General features: G+C 71.6%; 13 protein-coding genes. 7 read left to right on the top strand and 6 right to left on the bottom strand.

Going from position 1 to position 16,127, the window contains the following annotated elements:
* Positions 1-45: 45 nt before the first annotated feature.
* Together C1I93_RS19050 and C1I93_RS19045 are read left to right on the top strand one after the other, a co-directional pair.
* Positions 46-1,239 carry a thiolase family protein gene (locus C1I93_RS19050; protein ID WP_111244651.1) on the top strand — a complete coding sequence of 398 codons (1,194 nt, stop codon included), beginning with the start codon at positions 46-48 and terminating at the stop codon, positions 1,237-1,239.
* Positions 1,236-3,302: a 3-hydroxyacyl-CoA dehydrogenase NAD-binding domain-containing protein gene (locus C1I93_RS19045; protein ID WP_111244650.1), complete on the top strand. Its 2,067-nt coding sequence runs from the start codon at positions 1,236-1,238 to the stop codon at positions 3,300-3,302. Before C1I93_RS19050 ends, C1I93_RS19045 begins: the two co-directional genes overlap by 4 nt.
* Positions 3,303-3,359: 57 nt before the next feature.
* On the opposite strand, the gene C1I93_RS19040 is transcribed toward C1I93_RS19045, so the two are convergent.
* Positions 3,360-3,791, bottom strand: a complete 432-nt coding sequence (locus tag C1I93_RS19040) for a VOC family protein (protein WP_111244649.1) — start codon at positions 3,789-3,791, stop codon at positions 3,360-3,362.
* A 255-nt stretch (positions 3,792-4,046) separates the two neighbouring features.
* On the opposite strand from C1I93_RS19040, the gene C1I93_RS31680 reads away from it, so the two are divergent.
* Together C1I93_RS31680 and C1I93_RS19025 are read left to right on the top strand one after the other, a co-directional pair.
* A complete protein-coding gene (locus C1I93_RS31680) occupies positions 4,047-4,955 on the top strand; it encodes a hypothetical protein (protein WP_181445236.1) in 909 nt (302 codons plus the stop codon).
* Positions 4,956-5,027: 72 nt separating this feature from the next.
* Positions 5,028-5,795 carry a hypothetical protein gene (locus C1I93_RS19025; protein WP_223256764.1) on the top strand — a complete coding sequence of 256 codons (768 nt, stop codon included), beginning with the start codon at positions 5,028-5,030 and terminating at the stop codon, positions 5,793-5,795.
* 42 nt (positions 5,796-5,837) lie between these two features.
* Here the strand turns inward: C1I93_RS19025 and C1I93_RS19020 are convergent, their stop codons facing one another.
* The 4 genes from C1I93_RS19020 to C1I93_RS19005 form a co-directional block, all read right to left on the bottom strand.
* Positions 5,838-6,632, bottom strand: a complete 795-nt coding sequence (locus C1I93_RS19020; RefSeq protein WP_111244645.1) for an endonuclease/exonuclease/phosphatase family protein — start codon at positions 6,630-6,632, stop codon at positions 5,838-5,840.
* Positions 6,633-6,642: 10 nt separating this feature from the next.
* Complete coding sequence (locus tag C1I93_RS19015) at positions 6,643-7,830, bottom strand: sensor histidine kinase (RefSeq protein WP_111244655.1); 1,188 nt, start codon at positions 7,828-7,830, stop codon at positions 6,643-6,645.
* A 50-nt stretch (positions 7,831-7,880) separates the two neighbouring features.
* Positions 7,881-8,549 carry a response regulator transcription factor gene (locus C1I93_RS19010; RefSeq protein WP_111244644.1) on the bottom strand — a complete coding sequence of 223 codons (669 nt, stop codon included), beginning with the start codon at positions 8,547-8,549 and terminating at the stop codon, positions 7,881-7,883.
* 96 nt (positions 8,550-8,645) lie between these two features.
* Positions 8,646-9,962 (bottom strand): outer membrane protein assembly factor BamB family protein, encoded by a 1,317-nt coding sequence (locus C1I93_RS19005; protein ID WP_181445235.1) that lies wholly within the window; start codon positions 9,960-9,962, stop codon positions 8,646-8,648.
* A gap of 83 nt (positions 9,963-10,045) precedes the next feature.
* Here C1I93_RS19005 and C1I93_RS19000 point away from each other — a divergent pair, with 83 nt between their 5' ends.
* Together C1I93_RS19000 and C1I93_RS18995 are read left to right on the top strand one after the other, a co-directional pair.
* Positions 10,046-11,926 carry a DUF6311 domain-containing protein gene (locus tag C1I93_RS19000; protein WP_111244643.1) on the top strand — a complete coding sequence of 627 codons (1,881 nt, stop codon included), beginning with the start codon at positions 10,046-10,048 and terminating at the stop codon, positions 11,924-11,926.
* A 161-nt stretch (positions 11,927-12,087) separates the two neighbouring features.
* The gene (locus tag C1I93_RS18995) at positions 12,088-12,708 is read left to right on the top strand and encodes a hypothetical protein (RefSeq protein ID WP_146603529.1); all 621 of its coding nucleotides are present in this window, start codon (positions 12,088-12,090) and stop codon (positions 12,706-12,708) included.
* Here C1I93_RS18995 and C1I93_RS18990 read toward each other — a convergent pair.
* Positions 12,689-14,470: a DUF6311 domain-containing protein gene (locus tag C1I93_RS18990; RefSeq protein ID WP_420811807.1), complete on the bottom strand. Its 1,782-nt coding sequence runs from the start codon at positions 14,468-14,470 to the stop codon at positions 12,689-12,691. The genes C1I93_RS18995 and C1I93_RS18990 overlap by 20 nt on opposite strands.
* Positions 14,471-14,925: 455 nt before the next feature.
* Between C1I93_RS18990 and C1I93_RS18985 the strand changes: the two genes are divergently transcribed.
* Complete coding sequence (locus C1I93_RS18985) at positions 14,926-16,125, top strand: hypothetical protein (protein WP_181445234.1); 1,200 nt, start codon at positions 14,926-14,928, stop codon at positions 16,123-16,125.
* Positions 16,126-16,127: the final 2 nt, after the last annotated feature.

Here is a 16,127-nt window from a genome sequence, read left to right as displayed (position 1 = left end):
AGATGTGTATAACAGACAGTGCCAGCGCCGGCTAGGAGGCTTCCAGTGCCCCGTGAAGTTCGAGATGTCGTCTTCGTCGACGGCGTCCGTACCCCGTTCGGCAAGGCGGGCGGCATGTACGCCAACACCCGCGCCGACGACCTGGTGATCCGCTGCATTCGCGAGCTGCTGCGGCGCAATCCGCAGCTGCCGCCGGAGCGGGTCGAGGAGGTCGCCATCGCCGCCACCACCCAGATCGGTGACCAGGGCCTGACCATCGGCCGCACGGCGGCCCTGCTGGCCGGCCTGCCGAAGACCGTCCCCGGCTTCGCCATCGACCGGATGTGCGCCGGTGCGATGACCGCCGTCACCACCGTAGCCAGCGGCATCGCCGTGGGCGCGTACGACGTCGCGATCGCCGGTGGGGTCGAGCACATGGGCCGCCACCCGATGGGCGAGGGCGTCGACCCCAACCCGCGCATCATCGCGGAGCAGCTCGTCGACCCGTCCGCGCTGGTCATGGGCGCCACCGCGGAGAACCTGCACGACCGGGTCCCGCACATCACCAAGCAGCGCACCGACGCGTTCGCTCTCGCGTCGCAGCAGAAGACCGCGAAGGCGTACGCGAACGGCAAGCTGCAGGACGACCTGGTGCCGGTGGCGATCCGCGACCCGGAGACCGGCTGGGGTCTGGCCACGGTCGACGAGGCCCCCCGGGACACCTCGCTGGAGAAGCTCGCCAGCCTGAAGACCCCGTTCCGCCCGCACGGCAAGGTCACCGCGGGCAACGCCGCCGGCCTGAACGACGGCGCCACCGCCAGCCTGCTGGTCGCCGAGGACGTCGCCCGCGAGCTGGGCCTGCCGATCGCCATGCGGCTGGTGTCGTACGGCTTCGTCGGGGTCGAGCCCGAGGTGATGGGGGTCGGCCCGATCCCGTCGACCGAGAAGGCGCTGCGCATCGCCGGCCTGACCATCGACGACATCGGTCTGTTCGAACTGAACGAGGCGTTCGCCGTGCAGGTGCTCGCCTTCCTCGACCACTTCGGCATCGCCGACGACGACCCGCGGGTCAACCCGTGGGGTGGCGCGATCGCCATCGGTCACCCGCTCGCCTCCTCCGGCGTACGGCTGATGACCCAGCTCGCCCGGCAGTTCGCCGAGCACCCCGAGGTCCGTTACGGCCTCACCGCCATGTGCATCGGCATCGGCATGGGCGGCACGGTCATCTGGGAGAACCCGAACTGGGAGGGCAACAAATGAGCCTCGCGGCACCGAACGAGGTGGTGACCAGGGCGCTGCTGCGGCAGGTGAACGTGCCGGGGCTGGACCGCCCGGCCGCCCTGATCACCCTGGACAACGGATTCGACCACACCAAGCCGAACACCTTCGGTCCGGCGGGTCTGACCAGCCTGGACGAGGCCATCAGCGCCGCGCTGGCGGCGGACCCGGCGTTCATCGCGGTCACCGGCAAGCCGTACATCTTCTGTGTCGGCGCGGACATCACCAGCCTGCCGCTGCTGGCCAACCGTGAGCAGGCGGTGGAGATCGCCCGCCTTGGGCACCGGGTGTTCGCCCGGCTCAAGGAGAGCGACGTACCGACCTTCGCCTTCGTCAACGGCGCGGCGATGGGCGGCGGCCTGGAACTGGCCCTGCACTGCCACTACCGGACCCTGTCGGGCGGCGCGGCGGCGCTGGCGCTGCCGGAGGTCTCCCTCGGCCTGATTCCGGGTTGGGGCGGCACCCAGCTGCTGCCGAACCTGATCGGCATCCCGGCCGCCACCCAGGTGATCATTCAGAACCCGCTGATGCAGAACAAGATGCTCAAGCCGAAGCAGGCCGCCGAGCTGGGCATCGCCGACGTGTTGCTGGAGCCGGCCGACTTCCTGGAGCGGTCCCTGGAGTGGGCCGCCGGGGTGGTGCGCGGCGAGGTCACTGTGACCCGGCCCGAGGTCGACAAGGACATGTGGGCGGGTGTGCTCTACTTCGCCCGGCAGACCCTCGATGCGCGGCTGCACGGCGCGGTTCCGGCCGCGTACCGGGCGCTGGACCTGCTGGAGACGGCGAAGGACGCCGACTTCGCCACCGGCACCGCCGCCGAGGACGAGGCCCTGGCCGACCTGATCTTCTCCGAGGAACTGCGCAGCGGCCTGTACGCCTTCGACCTGGTGCAGCGGCGGGCCAAGCGGCCGGCCGGCGCGCCGGACAAGGGCCTGGCTCGCCCGGTCACCAAGGTCGGCATCGTCGGTGCCGGTCTGATGGCCAGCCAGCTCGCGCTGCTCTTCGCCCGCCGCCTCCAGGTGCCGGTGGTGCTCACCGACCTGGACCAGACCCGGGTCGACAAGGGTGTGGCCTACGTGCACACCCAGATCGAGAAGCAGGTGAGCAGGGGCCGGATGGACAAGGGCACCGCCGCCAAGCTGTACGGCCTGGTCAGCGGCTCGGTCGACAAGAGCGCCTTCGCGGATGCCGACTTCGTCATCGAGGCGGTCTTCGAGGACCTGAAGGTCAAGAAGCAGGTCTGGGCCGAGCTGGAGAAGATCGTCAAGCCGGAGGCGGTGCTCGCCACCAACACCTCGTCGCTGTCGATCACCGAGATGGCGGCGGAGCTGGCGCACCCGGAGCGGGTGGTCGGTTTCCACTTCTTCAACCCGGTCGCGGTGCTGCCGTTGCTGGAGATCGTCCGGGGCGAGCGTACCGACGACGCGACCCTGGCCACCGCGTTCGCCGTCGGCAAGCAGCTGAAGAAGTCGAGCGTGCTGGTCTCCGATGCGCCCGCGTTCGTGGTGAACCGGCTGCTGACCCGGTTCCTCGGCACCGTCTTCGCCGCCGTGGACGCCGGCACTCCGCTGGAGGTCGCGGACCGGGCGCTGGACCCGCTGGGTCTGCCGATGCGACCGCTGGCACTGCTTCAGCTGGTCGGCCCAGCCGTGGCGTACCACGTGGGTGGCACCCTGCACGCCGCCTTCCCGGAGCGGTTCGAGGTGAGCGAGAACCTCAAGCGGATCGCCGAGTCCGGCCAGCCCATCGTGGTCGACGACGAGATCAACGCCGAGGTGGCGAAGCTGCTGGTGGTCGGCGACCAGCCGCTCACCGAGGAGCAGGTACGCGCCAACGCGCTGAACGCGCTGGCGCAGGAGATCCGGCTGATGCTCGACGAGGGTGTGGTGGCCGAGGCGCAGGACATCGACCTGTGCATGATCCTCGGTGCCGGGTGGCCGTTCCACCTGGGCGGCGTCACGCCGTACCTGGATCGGACCGGCGCCAGCGAGCGGGTCACCGGCCAGCGCTTCCTCCCCCGGGGAGTGGCCAGCCTGGCCAGCTGAGATCCGGCAGTCACGGCCCGGGGGCCCAGTCGCGGACGCGGCTGGGCCCCCGGCACGTCACGCCGGCTCCGCCCCGGCCGCCGCCGGCTCCGCAGCCGCCGCCTTCGCTGCGGCTGTCGCCTTCTCGGCGGCGCTGCGCAGCACGCAGAACTCGTTGCCCTCCGGGTCAGCGAGCACCACCCAGCCGGCACCGTCCGGTCGGATGTGATCGGCGACGTGCCGGGCACCGAGACCGAGCAGTCGCCGCACCTCCTCGTCCCGGGTCCGGTCGGTGGGCTCCAGGTCGAGGTGCAGGCGGTTCTTCACCGTCTTGCCCTCGGGCACCGCCAGGAAGAGCACCTCCGGCCCGCCCGGCGGCAGCAGCATGGCCTCCGGGTCACCCGGGAAGTCGTCCGGCTGGCGGGGGCACTCGAACACCTCGGCCCAGAAGCCGGCCAGGGCGTACGTGTCGTGACAGTCGATACCGATGTTGTGGATCCGTGCGCTCATTGTCGTCCCTCGTGGTCTTCGCCATGGGATGGGTTACCTGCTGAAGGTGCCCCGCGAGGGTGAGCGGTCAGCCGGCGAGGCGGGGCGCGGACAGCATCACAGTGAACATCGACGCACCCCCCTCCAAGATCGGGCTGACCCAGGGATCCTCGCATCGCTCGGGCACCGAGGGCAACCCGGGGTGTGGGCACCGGACAGCGCGACGGGCCGTACCTGGTTACGATCGCCGCTCCGCCGAGACCAGGAGCTGATCGAATGTCTCACCCGGACGATCACCAGACACCACCGCACGACGGGCCGTACCCGCCCGGAACCGGCTACCCGCCGCCGGGTAACCCGACGCAGCCGCCGGCCGGGCCCGGGCCGTACCCGCCAGCCGGGCCCATGCCCGGCCAGCCGGGCCCCGGCCACGGCGGCTTCCCGCCACCGCCCGGGGGCTTCCCGCCACCACCACCCGGGGGTTTCCCGCCGCCGGCCGGCGTCACGCCGCCCACCGGAGGCTTCCCACCACCACCCGGGGGTTTCCCGCCGCCGGGCCAGCCGTACGACCCGCACCAGGCGCCCGCCTTCGCGCCGCCGCCGAAGAAGTCGAACGTCGGCAAGATCGTGCTGATTGTGCTCGCGGTGCTGCTGGTGCTCTGCGTGGGCGGCGCCACGGCCATCTGGTTCGCGGTCAAGGACACGGTCGGCGAGGCGGTGGATGCGAGCCGGACCCGGGTGGTCGCCCCGGACACGCTCGCCGGCCGCCCGAAGATCACCGATCCGGAGTTGCAGCGCGCCTCGGACGAGATCGTCCAGGGGATCCAGGCCGAGGTCGAGAACGAGACGAGCGCGGTGGGTGCCTTCTACGGCGACCGCGCCGCGCAGGAACTCATCATGGTCGCCGGTGTCTCCGGCATGATCGCCGACCCGAAGGCGGAACTGGACGAGGCGATCCAGGGCCTCGCCAAGGAAATCGTGGTCAGCAACATGGCAGCGGTCGAGCCGGGTCCGCTCGGTGGCGAGGCAAGCTGCGGTGACGGCCAGACGGAAGAGGTGCCGCTGGGCATCTGTGTCTGGGCGGACCGCGGCAGCGTCGGCATGTTCGTGATGTACTTCTCCTCCCGCGCCGATGCCGAGGCCGAGTTCGTCACCATCCGCGGTCAGATCGAGAAGCGGGACTGAGCGGACTCGACCCGCCACCGGCGGGACTGAGCCACAGCGGCGAGACTGGACCCGTCCGGCGACCATGTGGTCGTGAATGACGAGGCGTCGGGACGGGCCCGACCGTGGTGGCGGGTGCTGCGGCTCGCAGTGGTCGGGCTGTGGCTGGTCACCGCGTCGGTCGCCTGGTGGACGGCTCCGCGCGAGCAGAGCTACGAGCAGGCGCGGGCGGATCTTGCGGCCGGCCGGGTGACGGCGTACGAGTGGGGCTACCACTGGGACGTCGACGTCCGGCCGGCCTGGTTCCCCAACCCGACCATGGCATCCGCCGGCACCCTCGGGCCGCTGTTCCAGTGGCGCACGCCCGACGGGCGGGTGTGGTGGACCGACACCACCCGCTTCGACCAGGTCGAGGTCACCGGCACTGTCGAAAAGAGCGACTACTCCGGACCCGGCGCGGTAGGTGTCGCGCAGGAGATCCGCTCCGCCGGCCTGGAGGACCGGTACGGGGAGATCCGTCCGTACTCAACCGTCCTCACCGCCGCCGGTCTCGTGTTCACCGTGGTCTTCCTCGGTGTCGTGGTGGCCGGGCCGGCACCGGTGCTGGGTACCCGCTGGTTCTGGTTCTGGCTGGTCAGCGGCGTGCCGTACGGGCTCGGGCTGCTGTTCTGGCTGGCCCGCGAGCACCCCTGGTCGGGCACTGCCGCCGCTACGGCCACCACGTCCGGCGGCCCCCGGGAGCGCGACCGGGGCCTGCTCGGGTTCGCCATCGGCGCCGTCGCGGCGATCCTGCTCAGCCTGGTGTCGCTGGCGCTGCACGAGGTGCTCGGCGACCGCTGGATACCGCTGTCGAACAGGTGACGACGCGTCGCGGCTGGACCGCCAACGGACGAGGCCGCCTCGTCAGATGTCGAGGATCAGGGCCCGGTGGTCGGAGACCTCCGGTTCGGTCATGATCTTGAACCGTTCGACCGCGGCGACATCGGAGACGAGCAGGTAGCTCGCGTGCCGGACCGGCTTGGCATAGCGCGACGTGCGGGTGTCGGCCGCGCCGACCAGGTCGGTCAGCCCGACCTCGCCGAGCACGTCGAACGTCTCGCTGTCGGGCAGCAGGTTGAAGTCCCCGCAGACCACCACCAGGTCCCGGGGGCCGCGGATCCGGCGGACGAGCTGCGCCAACCGCTCGGCCTGGCTCCGCCGGGCCGGGCTGTCGGCCTTGCCGGCCGGGTCACGCAGACCGTGCACCTGCACCACCCACACCGACCGGCCGCTGACCCGGTCGACGGTGCGTACGGCGAGGGCGACGCGCGGCCGGACCGGCTCCCGCCACTCGTCGTGGTCGGCGAACTCGCCGTGCACGAAGGCGGAGTCGACGCCGACCACCGGTAGCTGCTCGGCGACGAATGTGGCCAGGCCGAAGTCCTGCCGGTGCCGGCCGCCCGTGTCGTCGTGCACCGGCCCGGAGTCGCTGGCGAGGAAGAACGCCTGATGCCGCGGCAGCGTGGCGCGGACGTCGTCGAAGAGGTTCGCCCGCTGCGGCAGCTTGCGTTCGCCGTCCTCGAAGCGGGTCCACCCGGCCAGGCCCGCGGTCCGGGTCACCTCCTGAAGGCAGAGCAGATCTGCCCCGTTGCCGGGCAGCCACTCGACGAGCTCGTCGAAGAGCATGCCGCCCCAGGCGTTCACACTCGCGATCCGCATGAGAGAACTCCTAGCCGCTCTGCACCGTCGGCGCGGTGTCCGCCGCCGGCAGGTTCACCGTCACCACCAGACCACCGCTGGGCTGGGCTATCGCGGTCACCGTGCCGCCGTGCGCGTCACACACCGCCCGGACGATGGACAGGCCCAGCCCTGACCCGCGCGCCCCGGTGCGTTCCCGGCCGCCGCGCCGGAACGGCTCGAACAGTCCCGGCACGTCGGCCGGGTCCACCTCGAAGCCGGTGTTGCTCACCACCAGCCAGGAGCGTCGCCCGTCCGAGCCGGTGTCCACCCGGAGCCGGCCGTGCAGGTGGTTGTAGCGGACCGCGTTCTCGATCAGGTTGCCGGCCAGCCGGTCCAGTAGCCCGGGGTCGCCGACCACCGGCGCCGGCTCCAGCGAGGTCCGCACATCCAGCTTGATCCGCTCCATCTCCCGACGGACCGCCGACAGCGCGTTGGCGGTGCCGGCAGCCAGGTCACATTCGGTACGCCGGCCGAGCTGCCGCCCCTTCTGCGCCTCGCTGCGCGCCAGCACCAGCAGCGCGTCCACCAGCCCGTTGGCCCGCTCGGAGGCGTCGCGCACCACTGTCGCCATCCGGCGGTACTCGGCCGCGTCCGCGTCGTCGTCGCTGAGTGTCACGTCGATCTCGGTACGCATCACCGCCAGCGGCGTACGCAGCTCGTGTGAGGCGTTGGCGACGAACCGCTTCTGCGCCTCGAACGCGGCGGCGATCCGGTCCAGCATCGCGTCGAAGGTGTCCGCCAGCTCGGCCACCTCGTCGTCCGCCCCGGTGTAGCTGATGCGCTGATCCAGCGTGGTCTCGCCGAGCCGGCGCGCGGTGGCGGTGACCTGGTGCAGGGGGCGCAGCGCCCGGCCGGCCACCGCGTACGCGCCGAGCACACCGACGACGCCTATCGCCAGCAGCGCGGCCAGCCCCTTGGCCAGCAGCTCCCCGGAGGCCGAGTCGACCATCCGCTGCTGCCAGGTGGCCGCGTCCAGCGAGGTCCCGTCGGCCAGCACCACAGTCGTGCCGGGCAGCAACTCGTCGGTGGGGCGCAACGCGTCCCGGACCAACAACCAGGCCAGCAGCACCAGGATCGCGCCCGCGCCGACCAGCAGGACACCGTTGAGCAGGGTCAGCCGCAGCCGCAACGTCGGCCGCAGCCGTACGCCGGGCCGGGCACCCGGCCGCGGTCGCAGGCCGGGCAGTTTCGGCAGGCGCGGACGCAGCCGACGGCCTGGCTCGGGCGTCACGCCGGCACCTCGGCGGTGCGGTAGCCCGCCCCCACCACTGTCTCGATGAGCGGCGGGTCGCCGAGCTTACGGCGCAGGGTCATCACGGTGACCCGGACGATGGTGGTGAACGGATCGGTGTTCGCGTCCCAGACCCGCTCCAGCAGTTCCTCGCTGGACACCACCGCGCCGCGCGCCTTGAGCAGCTCGCAGAGCACGCCGAACTCCTTGTTCGTCAGCTCCACCGTCGCCCCGCCCCGGGTGGCGGTCCGGCGCGCCGGGTCGACCACCAGATCGGCCAGTTCCAGCACCGGCGGCGCCGCCGGGGTGGCCCGCCGGCCCAACGCCTGCACCCGGGCGACCAGTTCGTCGAAGGCGAACGGCTTGGGCAGGTAATCGTCGGCGCCGAGCTGCAACCCCTCGACCCGGTCAGCGACCGTACCGCTGGCGGTGAGCATCAGCACCCGGGTCAGCGCACCGGACGCGGCGATCTCGGCGCAGATCTGGTCGCCGTGCATCCCGGGCAGGTCCCGGTCGAGCACCACCACGTCGTAGCGGGTGACGAAAGCCATCTCGTGGCCGCTGTCGCCGTCGTACGCGACGTCCACCGCCATCCCCCGCTTACGCAGGCCACGCGCGATCGCGTCGGCGAGGTTGCGCTCGTCCTCGACCACAAGTACCCGCATGTCCCGTCCCTTCCGCCCCGACCACCGACAACTTAGCGCCGGTGGCCAAGCGCCGGTTCGAGGCGGGCCACCACCGGACCCACTGCGGGTGCCCGGTCAGTCGGGTAGCTGCCACACCCCGATGTCGCCGTCCTGACGCCGGCAGGCGACCAGTCCGGACCGGTGCTGGCAGTCGCCGGCCGCGCCGAGCAGCACGTCGACGACCTGCGGTCGCGACTCGGCCGGATCGAGCCGGGCCAGCACCAGACCGCCTTCGGGGCGCTGCCGCACCGCGAGCAGTAGTTTTTCGTACTCGTAGTGGGAGACCAGGTTCCAGGTGCCGTAGTCGGTCGACCTCTGCCCCGTCGCCGGGTCGACGACGACGACCTGCTGGCTGTCCCGACGGGTGGTGTCGACCGCCAGCAGACGGTTGTCACCGGCCAGCAGGACCTCCACGTCCTCCGGGCTGCTCCACCGCACCGCGCCGGTCTCCGGATCGAGGAGCTGCCCACCACCCCTGTTGATCCGGGCACAGAGCAGGACGCCGCACCTGTCGACGTAGTCGGCCAACGGCACCACGGACTCCCACCGCCTGGTGAACCGGTCCAGGTCGTACGCGGTGACGGTGCGTGAGTTGCGAACCACCAGCAGCAGGTCGTCGATCACCGTCGTCTGCTGGTAGCCGGCCAGGTCGTCGGGGGCGGGCAGGCGGTGCCGGAGCTGCCCGGTCTGCGCGTCCAGGATCTCGATGTCACTTGCGGGCGTGGAGACCACCACGGCGTCGATCACGCCGTCACTCAGATGGTGGTCGATCCAGCTCGCCGGCATCGATCTCGACCACAGCTCGCGGCCGCTTGTCACCTCGACCATCCGCAACTCCAGCGGCTCGTCCACCGGCCAGGTACGCAGCAGCGCGCGCCCGGAGGCGTCGAGGGTGGCCAGGCCCGGTGCCCGCCAGCGCTGCTGCCCGGTACGGGTGTCGACCAGCATCGTCTGGCTGGCTTCCGAGCCGGCCCGAGCCTGCCGCTGGAACAGGGAGACGAGCACCGCGTCGTCGGCGACCGGCGTCACCGACACGACCTCGCTGGCGGCCGGCACCGGCAGCCGCCACAGCGGGCTGAGTCGCTGCGGCGCGACGGTGTCCCGCTCCGGCCGACGGTAGGCCGTGAGTTCCTGGCTGCCGTCGGTCACCGCCGGCAGTGCGGTGACCGCGAAGATCTGGTCTTCCGCCAGGAGCAGGTAGGAACCCAGGCCGGCGGGGACGGTCGCGTGCACCCGGGCGGCCGGTGCCGCGGCACCGGCCAGGGTGAGCAGAGCGGCCAGCGCCACCAGCGCGACCGGCAACCACCGGTTTCCGGCCGGACGTCGGCGCTGCGGCGGCGACGTCACCGCGGCGGTCGGCGCGGTCAACTCGCCGAGGTCGATCAGCGTCACGCTTGTCCTTCCCCGGGCATCCCGAAACGCGCATCGCCCGACCGAATCGGACTTTCCGGCAACCGCCTGTACGATGGCCCGTCGTGGCTGTGCCGGTGGTAAATACCTCGCTGAACCCCGTCTGCGCGACCGTCGAGGCGGACGCACCGACACGACGCCCCCGACGCCGGCCGGCGCGCGCCGATCTGCTGGCCATCGGAGCCTACGTGGTGCTCGGTGTCCTCGTCTGCCTCAACTACTGGGTGGACGTGAACCATCGCGTTTCGTCGCATCTGCCCACCGACCACAGTTGGTTCGAGTGGCTTTTCTCGCACGGCGCGTACTCGGTGCTGCACCTGGAGAACCCGCTGTTCACCGCGCGGCAGAACGCGCCCGACGGGGTGAACATGATGGCCAACACCTCGCTGCTCGGGGTGACCCTGCCGCTGGCCCCGCTCACCTGGCTGCTCGGCCCTCAGGTGGTGTACGCGCTCTACCTCGGCGGTGCGCTCGCCGCCACCGCCGGCACCTCGTACTGGATGCTCTCCCGGCATCTGGTGCGCTCCCGCGCCGCCGCCTTCGTCGGTGGCGCGTTCCTCGGCTTCGCCCCCGGCATCGTGCACCACGCCAACGGCCAGCCCAACTTCGTCTCCAACTTCCTGCTGCCGCTGATCGTGGTGCGGGTGTTCCGGCTGGCCGAACCGGGCCGGTGGCGGCGCAACGGGCTGGTGCTGGGGCTGCTGGTGGCGTACCAGATCTTCATCAACGAGGAGATGCTGCTGCTCACCGCGATGGCCTGCCTGGTCATCGTGATCGCGTACGCCGTCATGCGACCGCGCGTGGCGTGGCAGCGTGCCGGCACGTTCGGTGCCGGGCTCGGCGTGGGTGGGGGGCTGGCCCTGCTGCTCACCGCCTATCCGATCTGGTTCCAGTTCAACGGCCCGCAGTCCTACCGCGGCCTGCAGGGCGGGGTGTTCCACAGCTGGGGTGAGGACATCGTCGCCTTCGTCACCTTCCCCCGCGACACCATCGCCGGCACCGAGGCGGTGGAGGCGACGATCGGGCTGACCGAGCAGAACACCTGGTTCGGCTGGCCGATGGTGCTGTTCTCCGTGGTGGCGCTGGCGCTGCTGGTGCGTCGCTCGCTCGTCGCGCGGATCCTCGCCGTGCTGGTGGTGCTCTTCTCGGTCGCCTCACTCGGCCCGGAGATCCGGTTCAACGGCGAACTGACCGGGATCGCCGGCCCGTGGTCGTACATCCCGGCGGACCTGCCGCTCGTCGAGATGATGATGCCGACCCGGCTGACCCTGGTGACCACCGCCGCGCTCGGCGTGCTGCTCGCGTTGGCCTGGGACGCGGTGGCCGGTTACCGCCGCGCGCCGGTGCCGGCCCCGCGCGCCGGTGAACCAGCGGTCGCGGCACCGCCCGCCGAGCAACCCGTGGCACCCGCCCGGACGCGGCCGCGCTGGCGGCGCGGGATCGGCTACGCCGCGATCTCGCTCGCCGTGCTGCCGCTCATCCCCACCCCGCTGCCGGCCGAGCCGGTGGATCCGCCGCCTGCCTTCATCACCTCCGGGGCCTGGCGGCCGTACGTGCCGGACGGCCGGACGCTGGTGCCGGTGCCGATCCCCAGCAACGTGCACGGACTCTCCACGCTGCGCTGGAGCGCGTTGACCCAGCACGAGTTCCCGATCCCGGCGGGCTACTTCATCGGCCCGAACCTCGACGGCGAGGGCGTCTTCGGCGCACCGAACCGACCCACCAGCACCCTCATCTACCGCACCATGGACGCCGGGGAACTGCCCGAGCTGACCGAGGAGAACCGCCGCCAGGCAGTGGAGGATCTAAACTTCTGGCGGGCCTCGGTGGTGGTGCTCGGCGCCCACCCCAAGGAGGCCGTGCTGCGCGACCTGATGACCGCCCTGCTCGGCGAACCGCAGCGGATCGACGACGTCTGGCTCTGGGACGTCCGCAACCGGGCATAGGTGTAAGGAGGGGCCCCCTGCTAACGCCTCGTGCATAGCAGGGGCCCCCTGTTAACTTCAGACCAGCGCTGGGCAGATGCGGAAGGTCATGCTCCCGGTCGACAGTTTCCAGCACCGCCGCTACGGGTAGTCACCGTCCGGAGTGGACGGGGGTGAAGCTGGTGACCGACGGCGGAAGCGGGGATCCGCAGGTGCGGCGGGGACGTCGCCGCGCTCTGCTGCTGATGGTCGCGGTGATAGTCGGGGCAGCGGTGATCGCCGCACTCCTGGGGGTGCTGCTCCCCGCGTCCGGCATCTTCGCCGAGGAGTCGCGATTCTGGGACGGTGACCCGCCGGACTGGGCGGGCGTCATCGGCCTCGTCGTCTGCCTCACCGGGCTGGTCGGGATGGTGGGCGGCTTCTGGTGGCTGGCGCGCAGCGGCTACTACCGACGCAACTCCCGCTCACGACTGTGGGCGGAGAGCTGGTCCCGCCGCCGGCACCTGGTCCGACAGGTACGCGGCACCGCCGCGCCCAGGGACGAGGACCGGCCGCTGCTGCCGGGTGTCGCGGAGCAACTGGTCGACCAGCCGAAATTCCTGCTGCCCTTCGGCGGCCTGACGCTGATCCAGGTCGGGCAGGCGCTTCTCCAATGGGCACCGGCCTTCCTGCTGCTTGCCGCGATCCTCGTGGTGCTGCTGGCCGGCTTGGCCGTCTCGTCCTTCCGGGGCGCCCGTCAGGCGGAAGCTTTCCTCGCCGGCCACACCGACGGCGCGGGCCCGCTCAGCTCCTCGGGTCAGTGAGCGAGCGGACGTCCCACACCCAGACGTCCAACTCCAGCCGGGCCGGGCCGACAAGTTGCTCGACGGTCTGCCGCAGCGGCTCGGAGTGCTGCTGCCGGACCGGCAGCACCAGCACCGCCGCCTTCCAGTGCCGCAACTCGTCCAGGCAGCGGCGTCGCTGGCGGTCGTCGAGTTCCGGCGTACGGCCGGTCGAGGCGACCTCCTCCAGCAGCTTCCCCATCCCGCTCGGCCGGCCACCGAAGCGGCCCGGGTCGCCGGTGGTGGCGTTGCGCGGGGCGAGGAAGTAGCCGCCGGGGATCTTGAAGTCGAGGTTGGTGGCGGCGGCCCAGCGCATCCCGTGCGTGTTGCCCATGCTCGGCACCGGGATCGGCACCAGCGTCTGGTCCGGCCCGACGTAGTCGCGCCAGCGGTCGGAGGTGATGAACTTGGGCACCGGTGGTCGGGAGGTCATCGGCAGCGGCATGGGCGCGATCGGCAGCAGGGCGAGCACCAGGCCGGCGACGGTCAGCGTACGCACGGTGCGCCGGTCCATCGCCAGCGTGCTGGTGCGCTCGATCGCCAGGGCCAGCAGGATCGCCACCACCACCGTGGTGATCATGCCGAACCGGGTCGGCACCACCGCGTCGAGCAGCGGCAGCCGGACCAACCACTCCCACGGGCCGACGACCAGTTCCCGGTCCCACCAGGTGATGCGCTCACCGAGGGAGAGCAGGGCGTAGAAGGCAGCGGTCGCGGCGAGCGCCCGGACCAGCACCTCCCGCCGCAGCCAGAGCACGATCCCGACCGCGATCAGCGCCAGGCTCCAGCCGAAGAAGGCGTTCTCCTCGGAGTAGTTGGGGGCCAGGTTGACGTTCGCCCGCTGGTTCCCGCCGATGGTCGGCGAGCCGGGGGCGAGGTAGGCGGCGATGTCGTTGCCGTAGTCCCGCACCGCGTCGCTGAGGCCGTGGTACGCCATCGGCCCGGCGAACTGGATGTAGAGCGGGTACGCCAGCAGCGCGCCGGCGATCACCGTGCAGGTGGCCACCGCCTTGCCCAGCGGACGCCAGGCCGTCGACCAGAGGTCGGGTCGCTGGACGACCATCGCGATCAGGAAGATCCCGCAGCCCATCGCGGTGAAGAGCAGGATCTCCTCGTTGATGAACGCCTGCGCGGTGACCAGCAGGGCCAGCAGCGCGCCGTCCCGGTACGGCCGGGTGGTACGGGTGATCACCATCACCCGCCAGACGATGAACGGCAGCAGGAACTGGCTGATGATGTTCGGGTGCCAACTGGCGTGCGACAGCATCGCCGGGGAGAACCCGCAGAGCCAGCCACCCACCACGGCGGCGAGCCGGTTGCTCACCACGTGCCGGGACAAGACGTAGTACCAGGCCGACGCGGTGCCGGCGAGACCAAGCGTGACAAGCACCACGAAGGTGACGGCGGGTCCGAAGAGCAGGGTCACCGGCACCATCGGGATGCCCAGCGCCAGGATGGCCGTGTTGGCCATCAGGTTGACCCCGTCCGGGTAGTTGAACTGCTCGGTGAAGAACGGGAACTCGCCGTACAGCACCACCCGGACCGAGTGGGCCAGGAAGAACTGCACCTGGGCCGGGTCGCTGCTGTAGAGCGAGGCGACCCGACCGGCCGGGTCGACCCAGATCTGGCTGGTCACCCAGACCGCGACGAGCAGGAAGCCGCCGAAAACGGCCAGGTCCAGCCGGCGGCGGGTCCACCGGAACTGGCGCCAGCGCGCCGCGATCCGGCTCACCGCCCCGGCCACCCCGGCGTCGGTACGCCGGCCGGCATCCACCGCCCGGCCGTCTTCGCCGGCCACCGCCGGAGCAGCCGGGACGACCTCGCCCTCCGGGCCGCTGGTGGCGGGCGTTGCGGTGGGTGGGGCATCGGTCACCGGAGCGTCGGTCGCGGGCGCGACCGTGGCGGCGGCCTCGGAGTGCGTACGCTCCGCGTGACGCACACTCTCACTGACAGTGAAGGGTTCAGCCGTCGAGCCCACGGTGGCCTCGGCATCGGGCGGTGCTGGGGCGTGGGTCTCAGCAGGCGTCACAGTCGGCGGAGTCTACCCGAGTAGGGAGATTGCTCCCAAGTCAAGGCGGTGTCCTCTGTGGCCGGTGTACGACCGGCACAACGCAGCGTGAGGCGGCGCGGAGCGTCCCAGGATCGTCTCGTACTATTGCCCTCCGTACACGACGACCGAGGCGATCGGGGGCGTAACAGGTGGCTGGAGTCCGCTGGCGCGGCGTGCCGGCCACCGGCCTGGCGGTCCTGTTGGCCGCCGTCACCGCGTGCGGTCCGGTCGCCGAGCGCCGGCCGCAGGACCTGCGGGTCGGGTACGACAGCCTGGACGGTTCGTTGACTGTCTGGCCGCCACGCGGTTCGCTGATCGAGGACGCGACGGTGACGGCCGCCGTGACTGAGGCGGTACGCGACTGGCGCTCACCAGTGGACGACCGGGTCCACGTGCCCTCCTCCGGCATCCTCTTCTCCGGCGAGGTCGACGGCGCCCCCCTCGCCCTGGTGGCCGCCGCGGTGCCCGGTCAGGCCGCCTCCTGGCTGCTGCAACTTTCCACCGACGGGGACCGGTACGCGGTCAGTCACGCCACCGAGTACACCGATCCGGGTTACCTGGTCTACTCCGACGTGCTTCCGGTGCAGGGGGCCGACGGACGGCGTTACCTCGTCTCCGAACGGGTCCGCCGGCTGCTCGGGCCGGACGGCCGTACGCTCTCCGGCACCGACGGCATCACCGTCCCGGTCGACGTGCCGCAGTGCACGGCGGTGACGGTGACCGCCACGCTGCGGACCACCGAGTCGCTGCCCCGCGGCCGCACCGCCGACCGGCTGCTCGACCTCGGCGCCGGCACCGCGAACCCCCGCTATCCCCTGGTACGCGACGAGAGTGGTTCCGGCAAGCGCGCCCTGACCGGGTTGGACACCTGCCAACTGGCGGGTGAGGACGGCCCGTTCGGCAGCATCTCGCGACGGGTCGCGGACCGCAACGTGCCACAGCTGGTGCCGGCGTCCTGGCCGACCGGAAAGCTGGCCATCCGTACCCTCGGCGAGGTGGCGCTCGACGGCGGCGCGCCGGCCGAGCTGGAGCAGCTGACCTGGGAGACCGCCGACGGCACGATGAGCGCCGTGGTCTACCGGCCGGCCGGCGGCGGCGCGGTGGTCCTCTCCCCCGCCGACCGGACGAACGCGTTGCAGGTCTACGAGCTTCCGGTGCCGGAGCAGCCGTTGGTCGTGCTGACCTGGCGCTCCACCAAGGACACCACGCTGTCGGTGCCGCCGAACACGACCCGCCTGGTGGACCGTCCCGGCCTGGTCGTGGTCCCCCTCCCCGAGCGCAACGAGACTTTCAGCCTCGCCGCCGAGGACAAGACCCACTACCGCTCCGCCGGCTCCCCCCGCCGCTAACC

Origin of the sequence: Micromonospora endophytica (assembly GCF_003236305.1) — a bacterium.
GTDB classification, from domain to species: Bacteria; Actinomycetota; Actinomycetes; order Mycobacteriales; family Micromonosporaceae; genus Micromonospora; species Micromonospora endophytica.
Note: the sequence above shows the minus strand (reverse complement) of the source record. Positions and strands in the feature narration are given on the sequence as shown.